Consider the following 12,267-nt stretch of genomic DNA (forward strand, 5'->3'; position numbering starts at 1 on the left):
TGAATCGCTCACCAGTATTGTTAAGCTTTAGTTCGGTCCAGCAAATATCAGATCTTAGATGTAGCTTTGGTCACGGTTCGACTCGAAGGAGATATTCGCGGCTGACTTTAGCAATGTCCGCTAAGGGACGATCAGGCAGCCAACCTTATCTGCTTTCAAGAAATTGGTAGGCGTCAAGAATGGTTGCTGCCAGGCCTTCAAAAAAGTGCGGCGAGGCTACATCGATCAAACCCGTGGGCGCGCCCTGTGATGTCGCTCCGTTATCTTCGTCCTGTGTCACTACCAACATCGCACTTTTGTTGTTCAGCAGCTCGCGGTGGCTCGCGCCGTGCCCGTGCTTTAAAACATTGATCGCCAAATAATACTGGTGAAGTCGATCGGCGAGGTCGGCATGCCCAGCCGCCAAAAGCGCGGCCTGTACTTTGCGTGACAGCGGGCCTCGTTTGAAATGGCGTTGCATCCGTGCTTCGAACACGGTGAAAATATCCACTGCAACCAATTTAATCGTATCCGTTTCAGATGCGATTTCTTTGATTTGTGCGTCCGACAGGGTTTGACCTTCGGCACATTTCAGAATTTCCGACATCCGGTCCAAGGACGTCTTTGCCGTGCTCTGCGCTGTGTGAACCAGTTCCGTTAGGGGCTGTGAGCTTGCCATTTTTTGTCCTTCCAAGAGTTTCTCTCTCAATACGCTAAAAGGCCGCCGATGGTAGGAGAAATTGGCGTTGAGCGGCAACGCCACATCCGCATTCGGAAAGCCGCATCACGGCGCCGACTGCGTTGACCGATGGCAGCCAAGGGCCGTACCCGCCCTTGACCAGGCCCCGTGACAAGCCGACGCTGCACGACATACGCGCCTGGTGACTTCCTGCGCTTGGACCCGCTAGAGACCGCCTTCTACGACGGTGTTCAAATCCCAGTTTTCATTCTATGGTCGCCAATCTTTCATCCAAGGGGATTCAATGTGCCAAGCTCAATTATTGAAGAAGATCTGATGATCGAAGGCAACATCAGCTCAAGTGAGGGCAGTGTCGACATCAAAGGTCGCGTGGTTGGGGATGTCAGCGTTAAGATGATCACTATTCAGTTGAGCGGCTCAGTTGACGGGGCAATGTCGGCAACGAAGATCACAGTTGAAGGCAGCCACACCGGCAGTTTGAAGTGCGACGATCTAAAGCTTGCATCGACCTCACGGGTTCAGGCTGATGTCGTGGCCAAGGTGATGGCAACAGAAAGCGGCGCCAAAGTTAAAGGCAAGATCGATATTACAGGGCGCAAATAGGACAATTCCGGTATCGCTACGCGGTAAAGTCACATTTGGGCTTTTACAGCTAAATCATTCCAAATGCGGCGCGATGCGCGAGTGGCTGTTTCCATGACGCTGCGATGCAGCTTGCGATCGGACGACGAGAGCCCGCTTCTAATTCAAGTTGCAACATCCATGGAGCGTTTCCGTTTGCCCGCCGCTGAGCGCGCGGATCAGGATTAGGGACATGGGATAGCTGATGTCGGACATGCCATCCGAACAGGTTGTCTGATCAAGCGCGCCGGAATAACGCTGCGCCCCGAAGGTGTAGGGATAGCCACCTCCCGTGGCCGGTGTCGTTTGCGTGAGCGACGTGATTGGGTCCGCCCCGTCGTTGAGCGAAGTATATTCCACCGTGCGATCTTCGGCGATGGTCAAGGTCCAGAACGGCTCCGTCCCACGACAGGTCAGCCCCAATGGAAAGCCGTTCACCGTCGTATTACCGCCGCTTTCAAAGGCGCGGGTGAGGTAGCTCATGTGGACATAGCCGATCTCGCCATTGAGCGTGATCTGTCCCCAGTCCTCGGATGCCCGTGCGTTGATGCTGACCACCGAATTGGGGGTGAGCCCGCCGAGCCGAGCGCCTGTGACTGCGGGCGCATCGCGGACCCAGAGCTTGTCGCCTGCGGCCACGCCCGTCACGGTAAACACCGCCGGCAGGCGGGCACCATCGGGGGCCGTATGCGGATCAATCCCGTCGCTCGGGTCAGGCAGGGTGCTGGCCGCCGTCAGATAGGCCGTTGAGACCCAGCCCACATTGCCGCCGAAACCGATCATCGCCCATGTTCCGCCCTCGGCCATCTGGATGACATGCACCAAGGTTTCATTTCGCAGTGTGCCGATGGCCGCGAACTGCGTGCCCGCACCACCGCGCACCACCAGCCCGCCGTCAGGATCGTCAGCGGCAATGCCCGTCACGACATTGGCCCCGATTGCCACTGGGGGCGGCTCGGAGGTGGCGAGATAGGCCGTCGAGACCCAGCCCAGCTGGTCGCCATATTGGATCCGCGCCCATGTCCGCGCAAAGTTCCGACCCAGCACCTCGACCATCGTGTGCTCCTCCAGATCGCCAATATCGGCGGAGGACGCATTCGGGCCTCGGCGGACGTTCAACGTGTCGCCATCCGCAATGCCGACCACCTCCATCATCTCGGCCGAAGCCCCCAAGGCGGAAAAGGTCAGGCCAAGGGCGAGAAGCGACATATGCGCAGCGGGGAAGAGACGGGACATACGGACAACCTCGAATTGAAAAGAATAAGCCAGTGGGCGCCCCGCACCGAAACGCGGGCCGCGCCTTGTCATGTTATTTGTAGCAGCTTGCCGCGATCTTCTCGGCGGGGACTTTCCCTTTGATCATCTTGATAATCTCACCAGTTTTGCAAACCTTAACGTGCTTAGCACGCTTGGCATTTTCCTTGGCAGGCTGCGCCTTGCCCTTGATCCCGTCGACTTTTTTGGTTGTCGCCTTCTTTTCGATCAGCTCACCTTTGATCGGGTCGAGTTTCATGTATCCCTCCGCTCTGAGGGTTTGGAGTTCGACCTGCTCTTCTGACGTATCCGGCTCGCCGAAGTGGATATAATCTCCGCCGAGCTTTTCCGAGAGCCAGCAGCCGATCGCGTCCAGGTTCTCGGCATAGCAGACGTCATAGGGGCGTGCCTGTGCGGACAGCGGCAAGATGAGACCAAGGGTGGCCGCGGCGAGAAAGGTTTTTGTATTGAAAAGGGTCATAGTGTTGTCCTTGTTGGAAATGTTGAGGTGGTCTGGTTCTTGTCGAGGATCAATCAATCACGCTTCATAGCGTCTCCGAGTGATTTGGATTTTTCGGCACCTTTCCCGTGAATGTGCAGATCCAGCATATAGGTGGTCTTGCCGACGGGGACTTTCACCGAGATGTCGTTGACCATCTTGCACGGCCCGCACCAGATATCGCCAAGCGCCTTCATGCCGGAGGTCACGAATTTGTCTCCTGCACCGATGTGCTTGGCGACGGTTTTCAGAACAAAGGCTGGGCGATCCGCGCCCTTGAGGCCGTCGAGTATTTTGATTTCGCTGCCCGTGAGGGAATACGGATTGATCGGTTTACTGCCGGAATTCTTCTTAATGATAATATCAATGCCCGAAATCGAATCATCGCCGCCAATGGCCAATGCGGGGGACAGCCCCGCCATCATGCTCATCCCGATGACGGCTGTGCCGAGTATAAATCTACGTCTTAAAGTCATGAATCCATCTTTCATAAAGTTGAATTGTTGCGCTTAAGGTGTGGTGTCTTACCAATGTCGAATTGCCGATAGCTAAGCGATGTCAGCCCCATGTCATCTGATACCACCACCCCAAAGCATTGTTATTTAATGCAAATTTCATTGAGTTTGATCTTGCATTTTTCTGTACCGTTCTCGTCCCTTGCAGGGCCAGACGGCTTGATCACCAGAGGAATACATTTACCGTTGATCATCGGCAGGCCATTGCTACAACCGCATTGGGTAGCCGAGATATTCCTGGCGTTTTCATGGTCGATACAAGCGCAGATGTCGCCGCGTTCATAGGTCGAGCGCAGGTCGCATTGCAGCGCGGGGGTTGGCTCGGGCACAGGCGCTGGTGTGTCCGCGACGACCTTGACGCAGCCCTTGCCATTCACCAGTTCAAACCCTTTGACGCATTGGCAGGAGGTACTGCTGCTGGCGGCCATGTTATCATAGCGACAGGCACAGCTTTCGCCACGTTTCACCGTGCCAACTGCATCACAGCGTAGAGGTGGCGCGGGCGTTGCGGGAAGCGTGGCAGTGATACAAGAATTCACGCCGTTCTCTTGCAAGGGTAAGCCGAGGGCTTCAAACAGCGCGTCGTCAAAGTCGCGGCTTTCGGGTAGGCCAAGATCGCTGCGCAGCTTGCGCAAGGCGGTGTAGGTCTTTTGTCCCGGCTTACCATCGACTGGTCCCGCGTTGAGACCGCGATCATTCATAAGTTTCTGGATCAGGACCACGCGCTCTAAGCGGTTGTTCGGAACCCCGACCGCCGCGCAGTTCTGAAACGTGCCACCTTTGCGCAGGGCGCTGACCGTCATGCGCAGGTCGATATGGGTGGATGCCCCAGCTGCAAGGTTGAGCGCGGGATGGGAACACGACAGTGCCGCATTCACCACCGCGCCACAGGTCCAGCCATTGCCCGAGAGCACCTGCGCCGCCACCCTTCCCGGTGCGCCGCTCGTATCGGTTATCACCAGCGGCCCAAGATAGGCCCCGTCGCCCGTATTGGTAACACGCAAGCGGAAGCCGCAGTCATAGGTCTGGCTGATGCGGTCGGAATCACAGCTTTCTGTTTGTTCCTTCACCATGGTCAATACGGCACGCGGCACAGCAGGCACGGGTGTCGGCGTCTCGGCGCGCGGGAGCACGATGTCGGGTCGGGTAGATCCGATGCTGCCCGTACCGATGACGGGGCCACCGGGCGTGTCGGGCACGGCAGGATCAACCATGCCCCCCGTTCCCGCCACGGTATTTGCGGGGAAGTTGATCGGCGTGCAGACCTTTTCGTCCCCCACAGGCCCCGCAGGCGCGCGCAGGGACAGCGTCGGGATCGTGACCCAAGCGCAGTTCGTGATCGAACCGCCGTTGATGAGCAGCCCCGCAGGGCCAGAGAAGGTCGCGGTGTAGGGTTGCGTGATCGTGGCGCTACCGTCGGCTTGCAGATAGTTCAGAAGCATTCCGGTGGCGTTATTAAACCCTGCGGGCGTGCCTGTTGTTGGCCCCCAACCGCCCGCGCCCATTGCATTGAAGGGCATCAGCGAGGTCAGCGGCGTTTGCGGACCGCTACCCCCCAATTCATCATAGATGTAGAACTGACGGTTGGTCGCGGTGTCGAAGTTCTCGAAATGGACGTAGATTTCGCACTCTGCGGTCCAGATACCATCCCCCCCGCGCACGGCGGGGGCGCAGGTCTTGGTGATGTCGAGGCTGGGCTCTGGCGCGGGCGGTGGTGCGATTTCAAAGCAATCGCTGGCGAGCGGTTCGCCCTCTCCGACCTCTTTGCCCAGACCGATCGAGACGCAGTTCTCCGCGCCGAATATGTCCATCGCGCCGCTTATCATCAGATCAACGGTCAGGAATGAGCTACCCGAAGCAGGAAATTGCCCGCCATCGATGCTGCATTCTGGCGTGGTGCCTTGGCCTGCGGGCGCATAGGGTGGGTTGGAACAGACCCAAGGATCAGCGGAGGTGATGTTCAGGATCGAGCCCGCACCGGGGTTCTGCCCAAAGGACAGGTCTTCTGAAAGCCACAACGGACCTGTGAAGGGTGCGCCATTTGTCGCGACCGTGAGGGTGCATTGATAGGGCTGGAACCAGATCGAAGGACTGAAGGTTTGTCGCGGGCCGGTCTCCTTGCACTGTTTCGAGACATCAAAGATGGTTTCGACAGGCGGCTCTTCGATCTCGACACAGTCCGCCGATCCGACGACCTGATCCCCGATCCGCACCTGCGCGCAGTTCTGGAAACCCTCGTCGCCAAAGCCGCTCGTCGGGATCGACAGATAGGCATCGATCCGATGGCTCGGATTGCTGTTGAAATCGGCGGCGGCAATCGTGCAGCTTGCGCCATTGGTATAGGGCGGCTGCTGGCAACCCCACCCGTTCGGCATGGCGGGGGTGCCTTGCATGTTCAGCATATATTGCGTCGCAGGGCTGCCCGATGTGGTCGAGAACAATTCGTCAAAGGTCAGCGGATCGGTGATCGGCGTGCCGCTGCTCTGCGTGATATAGACCGTGCAGGCATAGAACGCGTTTCCATCCTGCACCCCGCCCAGACGGCAGCCCTTTTTCAGTGCAAATTCGGGCGGCGTTGTGGACACGGGCAGGTCCAGAACCACGCAGTTGTCAGGCAGGCCCGCAATCGTATCTGTTGGCGGTGCAAGCATGTCGGGCGCAGCACTGCGCTGGCCTGGGGCGCTATGAAAGGAGGCAGGCAGAATGGCGGACTGGGGACAGTTGATCACCCGACCCTCTGACTGGCTCACGGTGAAATCGAAGCTGACGTTGATCGTCGACGCCCCGCCTGCGGCCAACATATCGGACGCGGTGAGTTCACACAGTCCGGTCGATCCGGGGTTGTTGATGTTCTGATCCACGCAGGACCAAGGCTCGGTCGAGGCGACATTCATCATCGGGCCCGTAATCGTTGTGGTCATGGGCGGCAAAGAGCCAAACATATCTGCGGCGAGGACAAAGCTCCCTGTCGCAAGGTCCGTGCCCGTCACCTCGATCTGACAGTTAATTGCAATCGGTCCCGAGGTGACCGCCTCAAGGGGGTCGCAGCTCTTGTCGATGGAGCTGCGCGGAATCCATTGCGCATTCACACAGTTGCCCGCGACAGGCGTGACCGCGCCCGCACCGTCATCATAGCTGCCCCCGACGCAGTTCTGCATCGGGTAGCTGTCCTGCAAATCTGTGCTGGTGACAAAGATGGCAAAGTCGAGTGTGTCAGTGCCGCTCGCATCAAAATCCGCCCCGTCGATGGTGCAACCCGCCCCCGTCGTGCAGTCGAAATTGCCTGAAGCGGAAGTGCCAGAGATCACTTCGCTCGATGTGGTCGAAATCGGGGTGTAGAGGTCCGAGACGCTCAATGTGCCTGCAAAAGGCACGCTCGGCACGGTGACATCCACGGAACATTCCCACAGTTGACCGACTTGGCCATTATGTTCGGCCGAGGAGGTCGGTGTGCAGGATTTGGTGAGAGAAATATTGCTTGCCTCCAATGTGGGGGCTGATGGCGTCCAGCCCGCAACACATTGCTCCACCGGCACAAATTCAGCATAGACGTCGTCCATCGCGACGCCCGAATAGGTGAACGCACTCAAAGCATAGGTTTTACCCGCCTCGACGTTCATCCGTATCGCCTTTTCATACCAGCGGCCGTCTGGTGTCAGCGTGAACAACTCATTAACCGACGCGGCCCCATGTGCATATCGGGGGTCCATTTGTGGTGGATTTGGATTGGCTTGTATTTCCTGAAGATCCAACGGCGTCATTTCATGAATTTCAAGCTTCACCCAATCTGAGATTTGCCAAAAAGGAACCGATGGCGGGGCGGCGCGGGCAATATCCGCACCGAATTTGATACAGCCGTTTTGAGGCATTTCGACCCGTTGGCCAAACTGCCGCCAGTAGACCCCCGACCAGCTGTCACTGCCAACCCAACGTAGATACTGCCCCTCAGGCGCATTGGACGCATCCTCTTGCGGCAGCGCCTGGATCAGAGCATTTCCACCAAAGACCCCTGGTTCTGCAACACTTGTCGCACCGCCCACGCCGTCAACGCGCACCAATGACCCCTGCATAGTGACCCCGCCCGGGCCGCCAGCTGTCGAATAGGTCGTGAGCCACGGCGCAGGCAAGATCAGAATATTGTCACCATGATTTGGCACGACAGGAGACTCGAAGTCGCCATTGACGATCAAATTCTGTGCCTCTGCAGATGCGATTGCAAAGCCACTAAATGCCAGTGGCATCAGAAAGTAGCGCAAAGCGGCGGTTGAGAAATGTCGGGCCATGGTGAGGTTCCTATCGGAGGGAAACGGAAAGCCTCGCGCGCACAAGGGTATGACTTCGGTATGTTGCAAAAAAACCGAAACGAACTACCAAACGGGAGTTGTTGGGACATATCAGCGAGAAAATTTTCAATTGATCCAAGACCGCCCTAAGGTTGAACCAAACCGCGTTGTCCTCTCCTTGGGCCTTCGGTTTTGAGGGGGTGACAGACGGGCCGCTGAAACCTTTCAATTCTGTGGCTTCGCTCCAAGCGGCCCGGTGCAGGGTCTGCGGCCCATTCGGGCGTTACGACGACAAGGACATGATTTGGATACCCTATTTCAAGAGCTTGAAAACACGCTGGGCCGGGCCTGCGAAGACGCCCAGTATTGGGACGCGGCTCTCAACATTGTTGTGGAAATTCTGGGAGGTAGGGGGGCCCTTATTCCCGCCACAGACCCGTTCTTTCGCGGCACGTGGATGGCAGGCACCAAGAAGATGAAAGAGGCTTTGCCCAGCTACATCAGTGAAGGCTGGGCGAGCAACGATCCGCGCGAGGCGGTGATTAGTCTGATGATGGAGCGCGGGTATGCCTGCGATCATGACGTGTTTGCGGACCATGCGGCGCGCGACATGATCCCCATCTATCGCGACTACCTCTATCCGCTGAATTTCGGGGTTCATTACTCCATACGTATTCTGACGCCCAACGGCTATTGGGCAATGACTGTGCATTTCGACAATGACCATCCGCCGATCAGCGCCGAAGACGTAGTTTTGATCAAGCGGATTCAGACGATGTTTTCCAAGGCTACCGCACAGGCAGATGAAACCGCTCACAAACGCATCGCCGCCTTCGCACAGTTTTTCAAAGGCACGGAGTCCGAGGTCTTTGTGCTCGACGTTGATGGCAAGCAATGTTTCAGCATCAATAGCAGCGGCAAGATTCGGACCCGCGCGCGGTTGGGGGATGTGATCCCCAACGAAATGAGCACAGCGCTTGGGGCCGAGATCAGAGAGCTTTGTTCCAGTGATCCCAGCCTGTCGATGAGCCGCGCCTATCAATTCAATATCGCAGCCAAGAGCAGAAGCGTGTTGATTATCCAGATCCCACCAAATTTGCGGCACTTCTTCATGCACTTCAAAGTCTGCGCGATCCGGACCGAATGCAGTGATACCACCGCGCTAAAGCAAAGCTGCCTGCGCGAGAACTACGGGTTGTCTGCGGCGGAGGTCGCTACGGTAGACCTTTTGGTCGGGGGCAAGACGCCCAACATGATCGCAGAGTTATTAAGCGTAAAAGCCACCACCGTACGCCAAAGGCTCAAGCAGATTTTCGAGAAGATGCAGGTGAACAGTCAGGTGGAACTGATCGCGTTGCACAACCGCCTTTAGAAGGCTGTCTATTAAAACTGGCATTTTCGACCCCGAGAGGACCAGCCAAGAAAGCGACGAGAGCAACGCCAATTTTGCTTTCATCGTCGGTTGGACAACTGGTCTGCGGTGAACAATAGGTGCATCGTTTTTGACGTGTTCCCAGACTTGAACAAATCTGCGCGGCGATCCTGTCCTCAGTGCCTTACTTAACCGCAAATGCCTTTTAAGCTTCCGTGAGTTTGATAGCTTTATCCGCTATTCCGAAATTCATTCTTCAAAATGCTGCGCCATGAACGAATGGCCAGTTTGTTGAACTGCACCGCGGCATTCTCTGGTTCCATCAATGTAGGCTCTGGGCCGCCCCTTGCGTAAAATGTGATGCTGCAACTGCGAATAGTTTCAAGCTCGACACTTTCCATAAGGGCTCCTTGCTGCCATTCGCCGCGCTTGCACACTACATCAGTGTCGAGATGGGAGGGACAGTCTGCTAGGCGGACCTTCATGCCGTTCGCTGCAGGCGCTCTGTTTTCGCTGCGGTTGCGAAGACCTTTAGGATAAAGGGCGGCAAGCCGACTTTCTGTGCACTTGCGATGTATGTTCCATCACTCGGAGAAGCAGGCCTTAACGTCGCTAGGCTTGGCTGTTCTTGCCTTTTGGCAGGCGCAAATCAGCAGCGAAACCGCGAGGGCTATTTTTCGAGGGAACATAGATTTCAAGGCGACATCCAGATTGGGCACACAGATCCTGAACAATCGACAACCCAAGCCCGTAGCCGTCTGACAGCGCGCCACGCCGGATAAATCGCTGCTTAATTCGGTCAAGGTCTGTGGATGATAGAGGGTCGCAATCGTTGAAGACAACAACATGGCCCGGTTGGCTGGCGTCTATAATTGTCTGCGAAGGGCCGCGGGCATGCTTCAGGGCGTTGTCGAAAATATTGTTCAGGATGATACCAAGCGCATCCGGATCAACGCGGGTTAAACAGCGCCCTTCTGGGAACTTCAGCTGTACCTTGTCCGGCTGGGCGCTTCGGCTGCGCATTTCCGTCATCAGGAGTTTGATAACAGGGTTAACGTCTGTCGCTACCGCAGTTAGTCCCAGCCCTGATTGCGCCCGCGACAATTGCAAAAGGCGTTCGATAAGGCGCTCAAGCCGCTTCAAACCGGTTTCAATCTCGACAATGTTTTCGATTTGATCGGGCGCATTGAGCTTTGCCCGAAGTCGTTGCGCCTGTGCCTGACAAATGGCAACCGGGGTGCGCAATTCGTGGGCGGCGTTTGTGGCAAAGGCACGTTCTGCAGTCATCGCGCGGTCAAGTAAGGCCATCAGTCCGTCGAGCGTGTCGATCGCTGGGGTGATCTCGGAAAATACATTCTCTCGATCAATCGGGGACAGGTTGTGTTCGTTCTTTTCAGCGATGGTGCGGCTGAGCTCGGCGATCATCGCGACCGACCGTCGGACCGCCCAGAAGGAAGAGAGACCGAAAAGCATTCCCAGCATGATAAAACCTGCAACGACGCCAATCACCACATCGATTATCGCTTCGTTGCGTTCGATCATCGGCTCGGCCACCACGACGCTGCCCGTCTCGGGCTGATCTGAACGGAGCACGATAAGGCGATGCCCGTCCGAGGTGCTCAGACCCGGTATCAGTGGCGCGGGAAGCGCGAAAAGACCAGCGGTCTTTGACTGCGCATAGACCTCCCCCTTCTCGTCAAGAGCCCACATCAACGCGCGCTCATCCGGCTTACGCAGTTGGTTTTCGAAATCCAGTAGGCCGCCCACGTCGATACCGGTTGAGCCTTGGGTGGTTTCGATAAATTCCAACAATAGGTGTGCCTTGCCCACCAGGCTGGCATCAAGGAGCTCGTCATATTCATCTTTGAAAATATGGTGGACGATCAAAACGCCGATCACCATCACGGCCAGTCCGGGCAAAAGCAACGAACCAAGCAGCGACTGAACCATGCTTTTACGGCGGCGTGTCATGAGGTCAAAGCGTATCCCATGCCACGGTGTGTGACGATAAGGGCTTTGCCCAACTTACTGCGTAGACGGCTGATGTGTGCTTCTAGCGCATTGCTTTCAACTTCTTCGCCATAGGCATAGATGGCCGCCTCAAGGCTTTCTTTCGGCACGATCTGAGCCTTGCGGCGCAGAAGTGTCTCGAACACGCCCCACTCTTTAGAAGTCAGCCGCACGGGCTGCCCTTCGCGCATGACCGTGTGATCGGATAGATTGACCACCAAATCGCGCAGGTGAATGGTTTGTGCAATCTGGTTGGCGCTGCGCCGACATACGGTGTGAATGCGCGCCTTGACCTCGTCCAAATCAAAGGGCTTGATCACATAGTCATCGGCCCCCCGGTTCAATCCATCAATCCGGTCCGACACCTTGTCGCGCGCGGTCAGAATGAGGATCGGCGTGCGCAGCGCCCTCGCCCGCAGTTTGCTGAGAAATTCTAGCCCGTCACCATCGGGCAAGTGCAGGTCCAAAAGCACCACGTCATACTCCAGCGTATGCAGCGCGGCATCTGCCTCGTCCAGCGTACAGAACCATTCAACAATGTGTCGATCCGCTTCCAGGTGCTCCTTGAGCGGCCGCGCCAGAGCTTTTTCGTCCTCGATCAGCAATATACGCATTGTGCTCCTGTCCAACTCCCTGACGCGCGCTGGCCGGTTCGGCCCCCGCTGACATCATCACGCATTTCTGTGTAATGCATTCTATTTTTGTCGGTCTTTTCATCCAACTTCTTCCACCTCATACCGTAAAAGCGCAAGATCACCGCGCCCAGAAAAACGCCGTTGGCGAAAAGCAGACACATCGTCGCAAGGGATCCCAGATCCTTCGCGTCACGGGCAAAGACCTCCCATTGTGGTGCCAAGTGGTCGACGATGCATTCGATCGCCGTGTTCAGCGCCTCGACCGCAATGAGGCCCGAAAAGAGGATCAACAGGACAAGAAAATCTGCGACACCTCCATACCGTAGAGGAGCAACCCACAAAGCGGCAGAGCCACGATGATGTGCCTGAACGCAGTTTCCCTCCAAAGCCGTCGGACAC

At 56.7% G+C, this 12,267-nt stretch carries 10 protein-coding genes; 2 read left to right on the forward strand and 8 right to left on the reverse strand.

Annotated elements, in window-relative coordinates; all coding sequences use genetic code 11:
• Positions 1 to 145: 145 nt before the first annotated feature.
• Positions 146 to 736, reverse strand: coding sequence for a hypothetical protein (locus tag ACVBAU_RS00060; RefSeq protein WP_448327170.1), 591 nt, complete (start codon positions 734 to 736; stop codon positions 146 to 148).
• A gap of 228 nt (positions 737 to 964) precedes the next feature.
• Here ACVBAU_RS00060 and ACVBAU_RS00065 point away from each other — a divergent pair, with 228 nt between their 5' ends.
• Complete coding sequence (locus tag ACVBAU_RS00065; protein WP_138924933.1) at positions 965 to 1,282, forward strand: bactofilin family protein; 318 nt, start codon at positions 965 to 967, stop codon at positions 1,280 to 1,282.
• Between the two features lie 138 nt (positions 1,283 to 1,420).
• Here ACVBAU_RS00065 and ACVBAU_RS00070 read toward each other — a convergent pair whose 3' ends face one another.
• The 4 genes from ACVBAU_RS00070 to ACVBAU_RS00085 all read right to left on the reverse strand — a co-directional run bounded on the left by ACVBAU_RS00070 (position 1,421) and on the right by ACVBAU_RS00085 (position 7,851).
• A complete protein-coding gene (locus ACVBAU_RS00070; RefSeq protein ID WP_448327172.1) occupies positions 1,421 to 2,536 on the reverse strand; it encodes an SH3 domain-containing protein in 1,116 nt (371 codons plus the stop codon).
• Between the two features lie 73 nt (positions 2,537 to 2,609).
• Entirely contained in the window at positions 2,610 to 3,035 is a 426-nt protein-coding gene (locus ACVBAU_RS00075; RefSeq protein ID WP_138924931.1) for a hypothetical protein, read from the reverse strand.
• Between the two features lie 53 nt (positions 3,036 to 3,088).
• Positions 3,089 to 3,544 carry a hypothetical protein gene (locus tag ACVBAU_RS00080; RefSeq protein ID WP_448327173.1) on the reverse strand — a complete coding sequence of 152 codons (456 nt, stop codon included), beginning with the start codon at positions 3,542 to 3,544 and terminating at the stop codon, positions 3,089 to 3,091.
• A 107-nt stretch (positions 3,545 to 3,651) separates the two neighbouring features.
• On the reverse strand, positions 3,652 to 7,851 hold the full coding sequence (locus tag ACVBAU_RS00085) for a peptidoglycan-binding domain-containing protein (RefSeq protein WP_448327174.1): 4,200 nt from the start codon (positions 7,849 to 7,851) through the stop codon (positions 3,652 to 3,654).
• Between the two features lie 304 nt (positions 7,852 to 8,155).
• Here ACVBAU_RS00085 and ACVBAU_RS00090 point away from each other — a divergent pair, with 304 nt between their 5' ends.
• The gene (locus ACVBAU_RS00090; RefSeq protein WP_448327176.1) at positions 8,156 to 9,223 is read left to right on the forward strand and encodes a helix-turn-helix transcriptional regulator; all 1,068 of its coding nucleotides are present in this window, start codon (positions 8,156 to 8,158) and stop codon (positions 9,221 to 9,223) included.
• A gap of 612 nt (positions 9,224 to 9,835) precedes the next feature.
• On the opposite strand, the gene ACVBAU_RS00095 is transcribed toward ACVBAU_RS00090, so the two are convergent.
• From ACVBAU_RS00095 to ACVBAU_RS00105, 3 genes are read right to left on the reverse strand one after another with little or no spacing between them, the layout of a single operon-like run.
• Positions 9,836 to 11,194, reverse strand: coding sequence for a sensor histidine kinase (locus ACVBAU_RS00095; RefSeq protein ID WP_448327178.1), 1,359 nt, complete (start codon positions 11,192 to 11,194; stop codon positions 9,836 to 9,838).
• Positions 11,191 to 11,847 carry a response regulator transcription factor gene (locus ACVBAU_RS00100; RefSeq protein WP_335744539.1) on the reverse strand — a complete coding sequence of 219 codons (657 nt, stop codon included), beginning with the start codon at positions 11,845 to 11,847 and terminating at the stop codon, positions 11,191 to 11,193. Before ACVBAU_RS00100 ends, ACVBAU_RS00095 begins: the two co-directional genes overlap by 4 nt.
• Positions 11,832 to 12,254 carry a diacylglycerol kinase gene (locus tag ACVBAU_RS00105; RefSeq protein WP_448327180.1) on the reverse strand — a complete coding sequence of 141 codons (423 nt, stop codon included), beginning with the start codon at positions 12,252 to 12,254 and terminating at the stop codon, positions 11,832 to 11,834. The genes ACVBAU_RS00100 and ACVBAU_RS00105 overlap by 16 nt, the downstream gene beginning before the upstream one ends.
• Positions 12,255 to 12,267 lie beyond the last annotated feature (13 nt).

Source organism: Sulfitobacter sp. M13 (assembly GCF_053474885.1).

What these genes read in the sequence shown, in the direction of transcription:
- ACVBAU_RS00070 (WP_448327172.1), bottom strand. Translation starts at nt 2,536, where the DNA reads ATGTCCCGTCTCTTCCCCGCTGCGCATATGTCGCTTCTCGCCCTTGGC.
- ACVBAU_RS00075 (WP_138924931.1), bottom strand. Translation starts at nt 3,035, where the DNA reads ATGACCCTTTTCAATACAAAAACCTTTCTCGCCGCGGCCACCCTTGGT.
- ACVBAU_RS00080 (WP_448327173.1), bottom strand. Translation starts at nt 3,544, where the DNA reads ATGAAAGATGGATTCATGACTTTAAGACGTAGATTTATACTCGGCACA.
- ACVBAU_RS00085 (WP_448327174.1), bottom strand. Translation starts at nt 7,851, where the DNA reads ATGGCCCGACATTTCTCAACCGCCGCTTTGCGCTACTTTCTGATGCCA.
- ACVBAU_RS00095 (WP_448327178.1), bottom strand. Translation starts at nt 11,194, where the DNA reads ATGACACGCCGCCGTAAAAGCATGGTTCAGTCGCTGCTTGGTTCGTTG.
- ACVBAU_RS00100 (WP_335744539.1), bottom strand. Translation starts at nt 11,847, where the DNA reads ATGCGTATATTGCTGATCGAGGACGAAAAAGCTCTGGCGCGGCCGCTC.